Origin of the sequence: Micromonospora sp. CA-248089 (assembly GCF_050948515.1) — a bacterium.
Lineage (GTDB): Bacteria > Actinomycetota > Actinomycetes > Mycobacteriales > Micromonosporaceae > Micromonospora.
This window is the reverse complement of sequence record NZ_CP192016.1, coordinates 867,409-882,601: the sequence shown is the minus strand read 5'-3', so window position 1 is coordinate 882,601 and position 15,193 is coordinate 867,409. Positions and strand designations below refer to the sequence as shown.

The 15,193-nt window shown below is 71.6% G+C and carries 17 protein-coding genes; 9 read left to right on the top strand and 8 right to left on the bottom strand.

The features are described 5' to 3' along the window. Positions 1–30: 30 nt before the first annotated feature. A complete protein-coding gene (locus ACQP26_RS04425; RefSeq protein ID WP_269702190.1) occupies positions 31–723 on the top strand; it encodes a GtrA family protein in 693 nt (230 codons plus the stop codon). A gap of 55 nt (positions 724–778) precedes the next feature. Here ACQP26_RS04425 and ACQP26_RS04420 read toward each other — a convergent pair whose 3' ends face one another. Further along, positions 779–1,348 (bottom strand): PH domain-containing protein, encoded by a 570-nt coding sequence (locus tag ACQP26_RS04420; RefSeq protein WP_269702191.1) that lies wholly within the window; start codon positions 1,346–1,348, stop codon positions 779–781. A gap of 143 nt (positions 1,349–1,491) precedes the next feature. After that, on the bottom strand, positions 1,492–2,364 hold the full coding sequence (locus ACQP26_RS04415; RefSeq protein ID WP_269702193.1) for a biotin--[acetyl-CoA-carboxylase] ligase: 873 nt from the start codon (positions 2,362–2,364) through the stop codon (positions 1,492–1,494). Between the two features lie 72 nt (positions 2,365–2,436). On the opposite strand from ACQP26_RS04415, the gene ACQP26_RS04410 reads away from it, so the two are divergent. Further along, entirely contained in the window at positions 2,437–4,020 is a 1,584-nt protein-coding gene (locus ACQP26_RS04410) for an acyl-CoA carboxylase subunit beta (protein WP_433495012.1), read from the top strand. Between the two features lie 43 nt (positions 4,021–4,063). On the opposite strand, the gene ACQP26_RS04405 is transcribed toward ACQP26_RS04410, so the two are convergent. The 4 genes from ACQP26_RS04405 to ACQP26_RS04390 all read right to left on the bottom strand — a co-directional run bounded on the left by ACQP26_RS04405 (position 4,064) and on the right by ACQP26_RS04390 (position 7,292). After that, on the bottom strand, positions 4,064–4,948 hold the full coding sequence (locus tag ACQP26_RS04405) for a hypothetical protein (protein WP_433495011.1): 885 nt from the start codon (positions 4,946–4,948) through the stop codon (positions 4,064–4,066). Beyond that, on the bottom strand, positions 4,941–5,444 hold the full coding sequence (locus tag ACQP26_RS04400; protein WP_269702199.1) for a SigE family RNA polymerase sigma factor: 504 nt from the start codon (positions 5,442–5,444) through the stop codon (positions 4,941–4,943). Before ACQP26_RS04400 ends, ACQP26_RS04405 begins: the two co-directional genes overlap by 8 nt. Before the next feature lie 59 nt (positions 5,445–5,503). After that, entirely contained in the window at positions 5,504–6,487 is a 984-nt protein-coding gene (locus ACQP26_RS04395) for a ketopantoate reductase family protein (RefSeq protein WP_433495010.1), read from the bottom strand. 61 nt (positions 6,488–6,548) lie between these two features. Beyond that, on the bottom strand, positions 6,549–7,292 hold the full coding sequence (locus ACQP26_RS04390; RefSeq protein WP_433495009.1) for a M50 family metallopeptidase: 744 nt from the start codon (positions 7,290–7,292) through the stop codon (positions 6,549–6,551). Between the two features lie 99 nt (positions 7,293–7,391). On the opposite strand from ACQP26_RS04390, the gene ACQP26_RS04385 reads away from it, so the two are divergent. Then, positions 7,392–7,952 carry a Uma2 family endonuclease gene (locus tag ACQP26_RS04385; RefSeq protein ID WP_433495008.1) on the top strand — a complete coding sequence of 187 codons (561 nt, stop codon included), beginning with the start codon at positions 7,392–7,394 and terminating at the stop codon, positions 7,950–7,952. A 128-nt stretch (positions 7,953–8,080) separates the two neighbouring features. After that, positions 8,081–8,833 carry a GH25 family lysozyme gene (locus tag ACQP26_RS04380; RefSeq protein ID WP_269702215.1) on the top strand — a complete coding sequence of 251 codons (753 nt, stop codon included), beginning with the start codon at positions 8,081–8,083 and terminating at the stop codon, positions 8,831–8,833. 63 nt (positions 8,834–8,896) lie between these two features. Here the strand turns inward: ACQP26_RS04380 and ACQP26_RS04375 are convergent, their stop codons facing one another. Together ACQP26_RS04375 and ACQP26_RS04370 are read right to left on the bottom strand one after the other, a co-directional pair. Continuing rightward, entirely contained in the window at positions 8,897–9,109 is a 213-nt protein-coding gene (locus ACQP26_RS04375; RefSeq protein WP_194798598.1) for a hypothetical protein, read from the bottom strand. Between the two features lie 88 nt (positions 9,110–9,197). Next, positions 9,198–11,186: a serine/threonine-protein kinase gene (locus tag ACQP26_RS04370; protein WP_269702217.1), complete on the bottom strand. Its 1,989-nt coding sequence runs from the start codon at positions 11,184–11,186 to the stop codon at positions 9,198–9,200. A gap of 92 nt (positions 11,187–11,278) precedes the next feature. On the opposite strand from ACQP26_RS04370, the gene ACQP26_RS04365 reads away from it, so the two are divergent. The 5 genes from ACQP26_RS04365 to ACQP26_RS04345 all read left to right on the top strand — a co-directional run bounded on the left by ACQP26_RS04365 (position 11,279) and on the right by ACQP26_RS04345 (position 15,187). Next, on the top strand, positions 11,279–11,491 hold the full coding sequence (locus tag ACQP26_RS04365) for an acyl-CoA carboxylase subunit epsilon (protein WP_013474005.1): 213 nt from the start codon (positions 11,279–11,281) through the stop codon (positions 11,489–11,491). A 100-nt stretch (positions 11,492–11,591) separates the two neighbouring features. Continuing rightward, positions 11,592–12,044, top strand: a complete 453-nt coding sequence (locus ACQP26_RS04360) for a hypothetical protein (RefSeq protein WP_269702219.1) — start codon at positions 11,592–11,594, stop codon at positions 12,042–12,044. Then, positions 12,041–13,393, top strand: coding sequence for a hypothetical protein (locus ACQP26_RS04355; protein ID WP_433495007.1), 1,353 nt, complete (start codon positions 12,041–12,043; stop codon positions 13,391–13,393). The genes ACQP26_RS04360 and ACQP26_RS04355 overlap by 4 nt, the downstream gene beginning before the upstream one ends. 2 nt (positions 13,394–13,395) lie before the next feature. Next, entirely contained in the window at positions 13,396–14,520 is a 1,125-nt protein-coding gene (locus ACQP26_RS04350) for a S8 family serine peptidase (protein WP_433496084.1), read from the top strand. Positions 14,521–14,530: 10 nt separating this feature from the next. Continuing rightward, complete coding sequence (locus tag ACQP26_RS04345; RefSeq protein WP_433495006.1) at positions 14,531–15,187, top strand: Maf family protein; 657 nt, start codon at positions 14,531–14,533, stop codon at positions 15,185–15,187. Positions 15,188–15,193: the final 6 nt, after the last annotated feature.

Here is a 15,193-nt window from a genome sequence, read left to right as displayed (position 1 = left end):
CGGCCCAGCCAACTGCCTAAGGTGTTCCGCATGCCTGGAGTCCGTCTGCTGCCCGAGCGCTGGCAGAAGTTCATCCACGAGGCGCTCAAATTCGGCATCGTCGGTGGCATCAACACCGTCATCAATTACGCGGTGTTCAATGCTCTGGCACTCACGGTTTTCCGCGACGGCCAGCTGAAGGCGACAGTGATCGCGACGATTGTCGCCACGATCACGTCGTATCTGATGAATCGTCACTGGACGTACCGCGATCGACCGAAATCTGCACTTCGCCGCGAATACGTCCTGTTCTTCGTTTTCAACGGTGCTGGTCTGCTGATCGAACTCGGCGTCCTGGCCCTGGCCAAGTACGGCCTCGGCGTACACGGCCTGCTCGCGCTGAACGTCGCCAAGACCATCGGTGTCCTGCTGGCCACGCTGTTCCGCTTCTGGTCCTACCGGACGTTCGTCTTCCAGCCGGTGCCCAAGCACGCCGAGGAGACCTGGCACTCGGTGCCGCGTGACGAGTGGGACAACGTCGCCGAGATGGACCCGGTCGCCGAGCTGGCCGAGTCGGTGAGCGAGCTGGAGGAGGAGGAACCGCCGCCGAGCGCCGGACGGGCGGCCGACTTCCCGCCACCGCGGGGCCGTCCCGCACCCGCCGACGCCGGGCTCGGCGCGCTCGGTGCCGACCTGGACGCCGAACTCGCCGCGGAACTCCAGCCCCGCCGCGCCCGCCGCTGAACGACGAAAGGCCGGCACCCCTTCTCCGGGGTGCCGGCCTTCTCTGTCCGACGGGTCAGGGCTGGTCGCGCAGGGACTTGCCCTCGGACATGTCGGCCAGGATCTCGCGCATCTCGCCGTCACCCAGGCTGTGCTTGTCGTGGTGCGCCTCGACCAGCTCGTAGAGCTTCGTCTGCACCCTGTCCACGCCCGGCACGTCGTGCAGCACCGACTGGCCGCGCTCACCCGCCGACTCGATGGTCAGCGTGCCGCAGCCGAGCAGCCGCTCCACGAAGCGCTGGTTCATCGCGTGGTCGTTGATCCGGGTCAGCGGCAGGTCCCGCCGGTTGCGCGACAGCACCCCCTGCTGGAGCAGGACGCGCTCATTCGTGAACAGGTAGTGCGTGGTGCGCCAGACCAGAAACGGCCACAGGCCCAGCCACAGCACCAGTGCCAGGGCGACCACGGCGATCGCGTAGAGCGCGATCGTGCCGCCGCTGCCGTCGGGCAGCAGAAGCCAGCCGGCGACGACCGCCGCGACGGCGAGCACGAGCACCAGGACCGGCCGGATCAGGGCCTTCCAGTGCGGGTGCAGGTGCAACACGACGTGCTCGTCCTCGGTGAGCACGTCTTCGGGGAACGCCACGGGGGAACCTCCTCGCAGAACAGGACGCGCTGACCGTAACCGGTCGCCGCGTCCGCCCGGCATCGGCCGCGCGGACGGCTGCCCGTGGTCTGTTAACAGGGGGCCCTTCCTCTACCGGAGGCGTTAACAAGGGGCCCTTCCTTTCACCGCAGGTGCAGCACGTCTCCTGCCGCCAGCCGCAGCGTCTCGGCGCCCGTCTCGACCAGGAGCTGCCCGTCGCCGTCCACGCCGGTGGCGGTCCCGCGCGCCTCGCTGCCGTCGGGCAGCAGCACCCGCACCTGGCGGCCGACGGTGGCGCACCCGGCCAGGTACGCCTCACGCAGCCCACTGGCCTCCGCGTCCCCTCCGGCGTCACGCCAGCGCTCGTACCAGTCGGCGAGCGAGCGCAGCAGCGCCCGCAGCAGCGGATCCCGGTCGGTGGCGGTGGCGCCCGCGAGCTGGAGCGAGGTGGCCGGCAGCCCGGTCGGGTTCTCCGGCAGCTCGTCGGCGCGCAGCGTCACGTTCAGCCCGACACCGACGACGATCGCGGGCGGCCTGTCGTTCTCCCCGGGCACCGCCTCGGCCAGCACCCCGGCGCACTTCGCGCCGTCCACCAGCAGGTCGTTCGGCCATTTCAGCCGCGCGTCCAGCTCGGCCAGCAGGCGTACCGCCTCGACCAGCGCGACACCGGCGAGCAGCGGCAGCCAGCCGTACCCGGTGACCGGCACCGGCGACCAGCCACGCTCGGCGTCCGCCTCGCCGGGCCGCAGCAGCACGCTCGTGGCGAGACCGGCGCGCGGCGGCGACTGCCAGACGCGGCCCCGCCGCCCCCGCCCGGAGGTCTGCCGCTCGGCGACCACCACCAGGCCCTCCGGCTCGCCGGCCCGCGCCGCGGCCACCGCGTCCGCGTTCGTCGAGCCGGTCTCGGCCAGCAGCTCCAAGCGTCGCCAGGGCCCGTTCGGCGCGACCAGCGCGCGCCGCAGCCGGGCCGCCGACAGCGGCGGTCGGTCCAGATCGGTGTACGGCGAACCGGGCATCCCGCCAGCCTACGGCCCGGGTGAGGCGCACTGCACAGCCTCAGACACCTGAACCATCGTTATATTCCACGGGTGACTACCGACACCGGGTTCAACATCCACACCACCGCCGGCAAGCTGGCGGACCTGGAGCGACGGCTCGACGAGGCGGTGCACGCCGGGTCGGCACGGGCGGTCGAGAAGCAGCACGCGCGGGGCAAGAAGACCGCCCGCGAGCGGATCGAGATGCTCCTCGACGAGGGCTCGTTCGTCGAGCTGGACGAGTTCGCCCGGCACCGCTCGACGAACTTCGGGCTGGAGAAGACCCGCCCGTACGGGGACGGCGTGGTGACCGGCTACGGCACCGTGGACGGCCGGCAGATCTGCGTCTTCTCGCAGGACTTCACCGTCTTCGGCGGCTCCCTCGGCGAGGTCTTCGGCGAGAAGATCGTCAAGCTGATGGACCTCGCCATGAAGATCGGCTGCCCGGTCGTCGGCATCAACGACTCCGGCGGCGCGCGGATCCAGGAGGGCGTCACGTCCCTCGGGCTCTACGGCGAGATCTTCTTCCGCAACGTCCGGGCCAGCGGCGTGATCCCGCAGATCTCGCTCATCATGGGCCCGTGCGCGGGCGGCGCGGTCTACTCCCCGGCGGTCACCGACTTCACCGTCATGGTCGACCAGACCTCGCACATGTTCATCACCGGTCCCGACGTGATCAAGACGGTCACCGGCGAGGACGTGGGCATGGAGGAGCTGGGCGGCGCCCGCACCCACAACACCCGCAGCGGCAACGCGCACTACCTCGGCACCGACGAGGAGGACGCGATCGAGTACGTCAAGGCGCTGCTGTCGTACCTGCCGTCGAACAACCTGGACGAGCCGCCGGTCTTCGACGCCCCCGCGATCCTCGACGTCACCGAGGAGGACCGGGAGCTGGACACGCTGATCCCGGACTCGGCGAACCAGCCGTACGACATGCACCGGGTCATCGAGCACGTGCTCGACGACGGCGAGTTCCTCGAGGTGCAGCCGCTGTACGCGCAGAACATGGTGGTCGGCTTCGGCCGCGTCGAGGGACGCCCGGTGGGCGTGGTGGCGAACCAGCCGATGCAGTTCGCCGGCACGCTGGACATCGCCGCGTCGGAGAAGGCGGCCCGGTTCGTGCGCACCTGCGACGCGTTCAACATCCCGGTGCTCACCTTCGTGGACGTGCCCGGCTTCCTGCCCGGCACCGGCCAGGAGTGGGACGGCATCATCCGCCGCGGCGCGAAGCTCATCTACGCGTACGCCGAGGCCACCGTTCCGAAGGTCACCGTCATCACCCGCAAGGCGTACGGCGGCGCGTACGACGTGATGGGCTCCAAGCACCTGGGCGCGGACCTGAACTTCGCGTGGCCGACCGCGCAGATCGCGGTGATGGGCGCGCAGGGTGCGGTGAACATCCTCTACCGCGCGGATCTGGCGAACGCCGAGGACCCGGCCGCGGTCCGCGCCGAGAAGATCGCCGAGTACGAGGACACGCTGGCCAACCCGTACATCGCCGCCGAGCGCGGCTACGTGGACGGGGTGATCCCGCCGCACGAGACGCGTACCCAGATCGTGCGGGCGCTGCGGGTGCTGCGCACCAAGCGCGAGACGCTGCCGCCGAAGAAGCACGGCAACATCCCGCTGTAGTGCGCCGGGTGCCCCCGCCGGTTCAGCGGCGGGGGCACCGGCGTCAGCAGCCCGGGTTCGCGGCCACGCACATCCGCTCGGCCGCGACCCGGGCCATCTGCCGTACCTGTTCCTCGGTCACCCTGCCCTCGGGCGCCTGGCCCATGGGCAGGTCGGTCCGCAGCCGGCCGGCCGGGATCAGTACCGTCACCAGGTCACCCACCCGTACGACGAAGCGGTCCTCGAACAGCGGCGCGTAGCCGGGCGGCCGGCCGTTCGCCTCGTCCGCCGCCACGCTCGCCTCGTGCCGCAGCAGCAGCGCCTCGTCTCCGGCGAAGCCGCTAGCCGCGACGTACCAGCGGTGCACGACCTCGGCGCCGGTCATCCCCCGCTCGGTGTAGACCTGGCCCGTCGTCCGCCACGCGCCGCAGGCCGCGACGGTGCCCTCCAGGTCGGCGACGAACCGGCCCGCCGCGCCGGGCGCCATCCGGTAGACGTCCTGGGTGAGGACCGTTCCGATGGTGGTCGCGGGCTCGGTCGGCGGCTCCAGCAGGGTCTGCGACCGCGAGTAGCGCGAGCGCGGTTCCTCGGCCGGCCGCCCCTGTTCCCGGGCGCAGACCTGGAGGAGGTCGTCGACCCGGACCGGCTCGTCGAGGCCGGTCTCGCTGAGTCGCTCGCCGGTCGAAACGGGGATGTCGGCCGGTTCCAGCATCGCCTCGGCCGCGATCTCCCCCCGTCCGTCAACGGCACCGGCGGCGGGCGGCGGCGCACCGGCCCGGTCCACGAGGGTCGCGGTGAGCGCCGCGACGACCACCACCGAGGCCGCGGCGAGCGCGGCGGAGCGTCGGCTGCGCCGCCGGGCGGTGGCCCGGATCACCTCCGGCTCCGGCCAGGTGACGTTGCGCAGATCCTGGTGCAGCAACTCCACGAGTGCGACGTCGTCAGGCATCTGCCGCCTCCTCCTCCAGATCCACCACGGCGAGCAGCCCGGCGAGTGCGGTCCGCCCCCGGGAAAGCCGGGCCTTGACGGTGCCGATCGGTGCCTCGGTCTCCCGCGCCACCTCGGCGACCGGCATGCCGAGCAGGTAGTGCATGGCGATCGCGGTGCGCTGGGCCTCGGGCAGCCGGCGCAGCGCCTCGACCACCTCCAGCGTCTCGGTGCTCGGCGCCGGCACGTCCGCCACCGCGCCGTGCCGCAGGTAGGCGCGGGCCCGGCTGCGCAGGCTGCGCCAGCGGCTCACCGCGATCCGGCTCGCCACCACCCGTACCCAGGACTCCGGGTCGTCGTACCCGCGCACCGTGGACCACCGCTGCCAGGCCTTGATGTACGCCTCCTGCACGGCGTCCTGCGCCTCGGCGAGGTCACCGGTGAGCACGTAGACGAAGCCGAGCATCCGCTGCCGGCTGCCCCGGTAGAACTCGTCGAAGCCCTCGCTGTCGGGCACCTGCCACCTCCCCGTCTTCGTGAGGGGACACGCCTGGCGGCGCGGCGCGGGTTGCCCGCTCAGCCGAGCAATTTCTCCAACTCGCCGAGCGGGAAGCCGCCGGCCGGAATCCGGTCGCGGACCGCCCGGCGTACCGCGACCTGCACCGCCGCGTTCGCCGGGGTGGGCACGCCGTGCAGGCGCCCGAGCAGCACGATCTCGCCGTTGAGGTGGTCGGTCTCGGCCGAGCCCGCGCCACGGGCCAGACTCTGCCAGGTGGAGCCGCCGGAGCGTTCCTCCCCGTCCACCGGCCGGTGCGACACCCGGTCGCCGCGCTCGGCGGCCTCCTCGTCGACAGTGGTGTGGGCGATGCCCGCGGCGGCGAGCGCCGCCTCGCCCTCGGCGCGTACCCGCTTCGACAGGGTTTCCGGCACGTCCCGGCCGAGCAGGGCCTGGAGGCCGTTGCCGAGGTTGGCGAGCAGCTTGCCGTACTTCCAGCGCATCACGTCGTCCCGGACCGGCGCGACGAACCCGGCTGCGGTCAGGTCGGCGGCGACCGCCCGGGAGGTGTCGTCGGCGCCGCTCGGGTAGCGGCCGATGTGCAGCATGCCCGGGTGCGGATGGCCGTTGGCGACCACCACGCCCGGCTCCAGGTGCGTGGCGGGCAGCCACACGCACACCGGGTGTACGCGGGCGAAGCGACGCAGCGCGGCGGGCTCGTTCGCCACGCCGTTCTGGGCCAGCACCACCGGCAGTCGCTCGCCCGCCGTCCCGCCGCCCTCGACCGGGGCGTCCGCCCAGGCGTCGAGCGCCGCCACGGTGTCCTGCGACTTCACGGTGAGGACCAGCACGGTGTCGGCCGGCAGCGGCGGCCCGTCCGGCCCGGCCACCGCCGGGAGCCGGCCGGTCACGTCACGGTCCGGCGTGCGCAGCGTCAGACCCCGCTCCCGCAGCGCGTCCAGGTGCGCGCCGCGGGCCACGAGCGTCACGTCGCGGCCGGCGTCGGCCAGGAGTACGCCGATGGTGCCGCCGACCGCGCCCGCTCCGATGATCACGTATCGCACGGGTCCGATTCTGCCCTGCCGCGAGGCGGCCCGCTCCGCGACGCGATGCGGATCGGCGTGGTCAGGCGGTGAGGCCCGTGTCGGCCAGGATCGGGCCGGCCAGCAGCAGCGCGCCGGCGGCCAGCGCGCCCACGCTCACCAGCAGGAACAGGCCCACCCAGAACAGTGCCGGGAACGGGGTGATCCGGGCGAGCTGGTCGGCGTCGGACTGTGGCATCCGCCCCCGGGCGCGTTGCCGGTGCAGCTCGAACACCGGCCGTACGCCGCCGATCAGCAGGAACCAGACCGACGTCCAGGCGAACGCGGCCTGCACCTCGGGCGAGGTGTACCAGGAGACGGCGAGCACCACGCCGCCCGTGACCAGCAGCGACAGCACGCCGAACAGGTTGCGGATCATCACCAGCATGGCCAGCAGCAGTGCCACCGCGAGCCAGAGCAGCAGCGTGATCCGGTTGCCGGCCAGCAGCCAGGCGCCGCCGAGGCCGAGCAGCGACGGCGCGACGTATCCGGCGAGCAGCGTGAGGATCATGCCGGGCCCGGTGGGACGACCGGCGGAGAGCGTCAGCCCGGAGGTGTCCGAGTGCAGCCGGATGCCGTGCAGCCGCCGGCCGGTGAGCAGCGCGACGAGCGCGTGGCCGCCCTCGTGCGCGATGGTCACCGCGTTGCGGGCGATCCGCCAGGGCAGCCGGGCCACGACCACCGCGAGCGCGACCACGGCGGTGACCACCACGAGCAGCGGCGGCGGGTCCGGCTGGGCGCTCATCAGCGTGTCCCAGAGCGTGGTGAGACCGTCGATCAGGGGCATGGGCGGGGAGCCTACCGCCCCGAGCCGTGTCGCTCGACCGACCGAGTCTCATAGAGTGTGAGACTGATCGGACGAGGCGCCGGAGCGGAGGTGAGGTCGGTGAGCGCAGCTCCCTTGGAGCCCTACAGCTCGCACGTCGGTCCGTGGACCGAGGCCGACTACCTCGCGTTGGACGACAGCCACGACCGCATCGAACTGCTCGACGGGAGCCTGATCGTGAGCCCTGCCCCGAGCCGACGGCGCCAGCGGGTGGCGCGACGCCTGGCGAACTCCGTCGAGCTGGCGGCCGAGCCGTCCGGCCTGTTCGTCTACGAAGCCATCAACGTGCGGCTGGGCGTGGACCGGATCGTGATCCCGGACCTCGTCGTCACGGACGCCGACGACGACGGCGTGGTCCTCGACGCCGAGCGCGTGGCGCTTGTCGGCGAGATCGTCTCGCCCGGCAACGCCGCCGCTGACCGGCTGGTCAAAATGCAGCTCTACGCGATCGCCCGAATCCCGTGGTACCTGCTCGTCGAGCAGGACGGCGACAGTCACTCGCTGCGGCTGCACCGGCTCGACGGCGCGCACTACGTCGAGGATGCCGTCGCCAAGGCGGGCGAGACGCTGAGTGTCACCGAGCCGTTCCGCTGGGCGATGGACCCGAGCGACCTGCGCTGATCAGCAACTGTCGCGCCATCAGGGCGAACGACGGCCGTCGATGAAAATTTCCTTTCCCCCTATTGCGATCTAGGGCACTAAGCTCCAAAGATGGGCGTCAATAGACGGACGTCCCTCTGGAGGCAACCATGCCCAGCACCAGACTCTCCGTACGCCGGCTTCTCGCCGCCGGCCTGGCCGCCGCCGCCACCGCGGCCGCGGCCCTCGTGGCGACCGCCGGACCGGCCGCCGCCGCGACCACGCCCGGGATCGACGTCTCCCGCTACCAGGGCAGCATCAACTGGACCAGCGTGCGCAACTCGGGCATCCAGTTCGCCTTCATCAAGGCCACCGAGGGCACGAGCTACAAGGACCCGAACTTCAACGCGAACTACGTCAACGCGTACAACGCCGGGGTGATCCGCGGGGCGTACCACTTCGCCCGCCCGAACATCTCCGCCGGCTCCACCCAGGCCAACTACCTGGCCAGCAACGGTGGCGCCTGGTCGGCCGACAGCCGTACGCTGCCCGCCGCGCTGGACCTGGAGGGCAACCCCTACAGCGGCGGCTACTGCTACGGCCTGAGCACCACCGGCATGCGCAACTGGGTCCAGGACTTCCTCAACACCTACCGCTCCCGCACCGGCCGGTACGCGGTCATCTACACCACGACGAGCTGGTGGAACCAGTGCACCGGCAGCTGGAGCGGCCCGTGGGCCAACCACCCGCTGTGGATCGCCCGCTGGGCCAGCTCGCCCGGCACCCTGCCGGCCGGCGCTCCGTTCTACAGCTTCTGGCAGTACACGAGCACCGGCGCCGTCTCCGGGATCAGCGGCAACGTCGACCGCAACTACTGGAACGGCGACCGCAGCCGGCTGATCGCGCTGGCGAACAACACCTGACAGGCACGCGACACCGGCGGGACCGCCTCGTCTCGGGGCGGTCCCGCTGTCGTCGTACCGGAATCAGGCTCGGCGGCGCGCGGTGGCCGGGACGGGCACCGGCGTGCGGCGCGTCAGGCGCCACGCCGCCACACCCACGACCGTGAGCGTCAGCACGCCGAGGACCGCGACCGGCGCGGACAGGCCGGCGCTGATCAGGAGCAGTACGACGTCGCCGAGCGCAACGAGCATCCACAGTGCCAGCCGCGGGCCGGTGTACCTCCGTCGGTAACCCATGTCGCGCCTCCTTCCGTCGTCGGAGGGATTCATACCCCCGAGGACGGAAAGCCATGCGAGCGAGTTTCGTGACCGGCGGGATTCCCGGTCAGTTCTTGCGGTCCGGCACGAAGCCCTTGGTGATGATCTCCCAGTTGGCCAGGTTGGCGTCCCAGTCCTTCGCGGGCACCTCCCAGCGCAGCGCGAAGCCCCGGTTGCTGGCCGTCGCCACACCCCGGTTGCGCACGTGGAAGCGGGTGTCGCCGTTGCGCGTCTCCAGCCAGTCCCAGTCGGCGCAGGTGCGGAAGTAGGGGTCACACTTGGTGATGCCGACCAGCTTGTAATCCCGAACGCGAGAAGCGCGGTACGGCTCCTGGCCCTTCCAGTCGGCGAAAGCGTCGGGCTTCGGCGACGGCGTCCACTGGATGAACAGCACCCGCCGGCTGCCGCCGACCTCGTAGAGTACGACGTTGTCCCGGCCGACCCGCGCCTCGAAACCGTTCGGGATCGGCACCTTGAAACCGTTCGGGCCGGTGTAGAGACGCCACCCGGCCGGCAGCGTGAACCCCGAGGCCGACGGGCTGGCCGACGGCGTGGGGCTGGCCGACGCGCTCGCCGCCGGGGCGCTCGGCGACGCGCTCTCGCTCGGCGCGGGCGGCGCCGCCGCCGACGCCGAGGTGCCTGCAGTCGGCTCACCGCCGTCGCCGTCGTCACCGTTGTTCAGCAGCGGCACGGCCACCACCAGGCCGACGAGCAGCAGCAGAACCAGTGCGCCGATCAGCAGGTTGCGCCGGTTGGGCGCGGACTTCTCGACCGGCAGCACCGTCGCGCGGCCGGTCGACGACGCCTCCTGCACGGGAGCCGGGCTGACCGGCGCGGAGCCGGTCACGGCCGGACTCACCGGCGCCGGGGTGTCGATGACCGGCTCTCCGTCGAGCCGCGTCTCGTCCAGCGCCGGGTCGACGCCGTCCACCCGCGCCTCGTCGTCCACACGCGTCTCGTCGGCCGAGGGCGCCGGGTCGAGCTTCGCCGTCGGGTCGGCGGGCGGCGGGGTCACCTTAGCGGTGGGCCGGGCGTCCGAGGTGGGTGCCGGCACCTTCGCCGTCGGGTCGGCGGCTGCCGCCGTACCCCCGGTTGCGGAGACCCCGGACGCGGCGCCCGCCGATCGCTCGGCCTGGTCGGCCGGGCGCGGCGCGGGCACCAGCGGCGGGCGCGGCACGCGTGGACCGTTCGGCCCCGGCCGGCGTACGCCGTCCAGCAGCGAGATGCTCTTGGCCCGACGGCCGGCGGCCTTGCGCAGCATGCGCTCCGCCACCTCGGCGGTGATCCGCTCGTCCGGGTCCTTGCGCAGCAGGCCCTGGAGCACCGGCTTGAGCGGCCCGGCGTTGCGCGGCGGCGGCATCGGCTCGGTGGCGAGCGCGGCCAGCGTGGCGATCGCCGACGGGCGGGCGTACGGCGACTTGCCCTCGACGGCCGCGTAGAGCGTGGCGCCGAGCGACCAGAGATCCGCCTCCGGGCCCGCGGTGCCGTCGCGGGCGCGCTCCGGCGAGATGTACGCGGGTGAGCCGAGCACCATGCCGGTACGCGTCACGTTCGGGTCGCCGGGGATGGTGGCCAGGCCGAAGTCGGTGAGCACCACGCGGCCGTCCTCGCCGAGCAGCACGTTGCCCGGCTTGACGTCGCGGTGCATGATGCCGGCCTTGTGCGCGGCCTTCAGTGCGTTCAGCACGCCCAGGCCGATCTCGACCGCCTTCGCCGCCGACACCGGGCCGTCCTCGGCGATGGTGTCCTGCAACGACTTCGACGCCACGTACTCCATGACGATCCACGGGTCGCCGTCGGTGCGCAGCACGTCGAAGATGCGGACCACGTTGACGTTGTTGAGGCGGGCGATCGCCCGCGCCTCACGCAGCGAGCGCTCGCGCATCTCGCGGCGCTCCTCCGGAGTGAGGCCGGGGGGCGGGACCAGTTCCTTGATGGCCACGTCCCGGTGCAGCACCTCGTCCCGCGCCTTCCAGACGCGGCCCATGCCGCCTTGACCGAGCGGCGTGAGAAGCCGGTACCGGTCGGCGACGAGTTGGGGGAGCGCGTTCGACATCGCAGAGAACCGTACCCGGCCGCTGCGACGCCCACACCGTCGGCACGCCACTGTACGGCGAAGGTCGAATTCGCGACGCGTACCCTGGGGTCATGTCTGCCGAGGAGCCGCTGTTCCGGATCGTCCGTGGCGTGCCCACCGCCGAGGAGCTGGCCGCTCTGGTCGGCGCGATCGTGGTGCGCACCCGCCCGGCCCAGGCCGCCGCGCCGGCCCCCGTGTCGCAGTGGGCGCGCAGCGCGCGGCCCGCCCTGGCCGGGCCGGTCGCCGGCCCCGGCGCGTGGCGGGCCTCCGGCCTGCCCCGCTGACATCCTCCTCCGCTCGCGGCGCCGGGCGGGGCTGCCGGGATCCACGTGGAGCCATTAACCTCACTCAGGGAAACCGTGTGGTGACGGGCAGGAGGCTCCGATGATCCCGGAGGACAACCAGCCAGCCGGCTGGCTGCGCGGCTACGGCGGCATCGAGGCCGACATCCGACAGATGCGGGAGTTCGCCGACCGCCTCCAGGACGAGGTGACGCGCAACTACTCGCCGCACCTGTCCTACATCGCCGACGACATGAAGGCGCCGGTGCCCAACCCGGCAGACGCCTTCATCGAGTTGGTCCAGTTCCTCCAGGCCCACCACGACACCCAGACCGCGGCGGTGAGCGCGGTGTGGGATCTCGCACCGGCGACCGGGCGGCTCGCCGACGCCGCCGGGCGGATCGCCGCCCGCTACGGCGACGCCGACGCGTTCTCCTCCGCACGCGTGGCCGACGTCGAACGGGCGCTGGCCGGGCCGTCCAGCGCCGTCGCCCGCCCGATGCCACCCCTGGCCGACCCCACAGCCCCCGAGCAGAGCCGGGTGATCCTGCCGTGATCGAACGGGGCAGCGGACGCACCTCCGGGCTGACCGACTGGCGGCTGATGGACGTCCTCAGCATGTGGGCGTGCGTGCAGGACCAGGACACCGCCGGCCAGTGGAAGCAGGTCGCCGGTTGGCGCAAGGTCTGCGACCTCGCCCTGACCCACCTGAGCCGCCTGCGCGAATACCGGCGCGGCCTGGCCGACGCGTGGCCACCGGAGACCAACGCCGCCGCGCGGGCGTACATCGCCGAACTCGACCAGCTCATCGAGCGCGTGCAGCGCACCCACGACGCCGCCGCCGCGAACTACGACGCGCTGGCGGCCGCCGCCCGCGCCATCGGCAGCGCGCGGGCCGAGCTGCAACCGCTGCACGAGGAGTACGAGAAGAAGCTGCGGCAGAAGCAGGCGTACGAGGCGACGATCGCCGACCCGAAGGCGGTGGCGGGCAGCCGGTTGCCGGAGCGGCCCCCGGTGACGGACGACGACCTGGAGCAGTTGAACGTACGGGCGCGCGGGTTGATGACGGGATTGAGCGGCGAACTCCAGCACGCCCAGGTCATGCTTCGCCAGCCGCCACCTCCGGTTCGGCCTCCCCGCGACGTCGCTGCAGACGAAATCGGAGGAAGCGGCGGCGGCGCTGTTCCTCTCATTCCCCCCATCGTTCCTGTGGCGACTGGCCCAAGTAACAGGTCTGTCAATGCCGTGGGGCGTTCAGGAAGACGACTTCCACCAGCTGTAGTGCCGAACCAAGCACCCGTGATCGGGCCCGTGCTTGGAGGCGTCCCGTCTGGCGCAGCAGGAACGATCTCGCAACCCACCACCCCGGCCAACACTGCGCCTCCTGCCCCTGCTGGCCCCGGCACGCCGCCAGTGCTTCCTCCTAACCTACCGGCGAGCAACATTTCCCCAGGTGGGGGAAGACCGTTCGCTACTCCACAACACCCGGACGGCCAGCGCAACGGCTCAGCCGCTGCTCCACGCACCACCCCGCCTGGGCTTATCGGTGGCGCGCCTGCTGCTGGACAGGGGCAAGCGAACCGCTCGGCCCCGCGCAAAATCAATCCAGTTGGCGGCGTTATCGGCGGCGGCGGAGCAGGCACCTCTCCCAGCGGGGCTGCGGGTTCTCGACCCGGCGGCGCTCGAGCATCTGGCCCTTTCGCAGTTCCTGCAAGCGGTCACGCGGCGGGAAGCCCGTTGGGTTACCAACCGAAGACTAGCCGCGGACGTACCGATCAGACGAAAGATTCGGCGTGGGATCCGGATAATCCTTGGGAAACTCAAAAGGGCGTCGAGCCAGTGATGCGACCTCCCGAGGACGAGGGGCCGATTGATCCAGGGCCAGCAATCGGCTTCAGCAGGTGAGCCTGGGGCGAGGCTCGGCATATGTCGCACTGCTGGCAACGCTAGCGGCATTGACAGCCGCAGCAGCAGCAACGCCCGACCACCTCGAACTGAAGTCATCTTCAGCCGAGCAATGGCACTTGCAGTACTTGAAAGCGGAGCAGGCACATGGCCTAACCCGGGGCGAAGGCGTAACCGTTGCAGTGCTAGATACTGGCGTTTCCCCTCATCCCGACCTCGCAGGCAACCTACTCGAAGGCGCAAATTTGATCCGAGGCGGAACGAGTGACGGCCGAAGCGACTCGAGTGGCCACGGCACAGGAATGGCGGGCCTGATCGCAGCAACAGGGCGCGAGGGCTCCGCTCAGGGAATTGCACCACGGTCCAAAATTCTCCCGGTAGTGGTCACTCCGCCGGACGGCCGCGGCGATCCTGATGTGCTAGCGGAAGGCATAGACTTCGCCGCCTCCCGGGGCGCGAAGGTGATTAGCATTTCCAGTGTAGGCGGCGCAAGCCCGAACCTTGTTCGATCAATCCGGAATGCAATAGCGGCAGACATCACTATTGTTGCCGCTGCCGGCAACCGACCTGAGGATGCGTTTGTCGGCTACCCGGCCGTCGAGGAATCGGTAATTGCCGTTGGGGGAGTAGACAGGACAGGGAACCACGCCGCAGTCTCGGTTGCCGGGCCGGAAATTGATGTCGTGGCGCCGGCCGTGGACATCTACAGCACCGGGCTGAACGGAGGCTATCGAGTCGGCACCGGCACGTCGGATGCGACTGCGATCGTTGCCGGGGCTGCTGCTCTCATCCGCTCCAAGTACCCCAACCTCCCCGCCCAGGAAGTCGCCCACCGGCTGACCGCCACCGCCGTCGACAAGGGACCACCGGGCCGCGACGACCAGTACGGCTACGGCGTCATCGACCTCGTCGCCGCGCTCACCGCCGACGTCCCCCCGCTCGGCTTCGAGTCCTCCCAGGTGACTCCACCGGCATCGGCGGAGGCAGCCCCGAAGCAGGACGGCGACAATGCCGCGACCGTACGCGGGCTCGCCACCCTGGGTGTCCTGGTGGCGGCGGGCGGCGGGTACCTGTTCTGGCGGCGGCGCCGACGTGCCGGCGACCCGCCGCCCCGGGTCAGCCGGTAGCGTCGGCGGGGTGTCGACCTCCGTACCGGTGCGCCTCGTGCTCGCCTCGCAGTCTCCCGCCCGCCGCAAGTTGCTCCAGGCCGCCGGGATCGAGCCCGACGTGCTGGTCAGCGGTGTGGACGAGTCGCAGGTGGTCAGCGATCGGGCCGAGGATCTGTGCCTGGAGCTGGCCCGGCTGAAGACGCAGGCGGTACGCGATCGGCTGTGGCCCTCGCCGGACGAGCGCACGCTGGTGCTCGGCTGCGACTCGGTGCTGGCCTTCGACGGCGAGATCCTCGGCAAGCCTGATAACGCGGCGGACGCCACCCGCCGGTGGCAGCGGATGCGCGGGCGCAGCGGCGTCCTGCACACCGGCCACTGCCTGATCGACGTGACGCACGAGTCCCGCGCCGAGGCGGTCGCCTCGACCACCGTGCACTTCGCCGACATCAGCGACGACGAGATCGCCGCGTACGTGGCGACGGGCGAGCCGCTGGCGGTGGCGGGCGCGTTCACCATCGACGGGCTGGGCGGGGCGTTCCTGACCGGGATCGAGGGCGACCCGGGCACTGTGGTGGGGCTGTCCCTGCCGTTGCTGCGCCGGCTGCTCGCCGAGGTGGAGCTGAGCATCGTCGACCTGTGGACGAAGATCGCGCCCGGGGGCCAGGAGATCGAGCATCTCGGCTAACGTCCG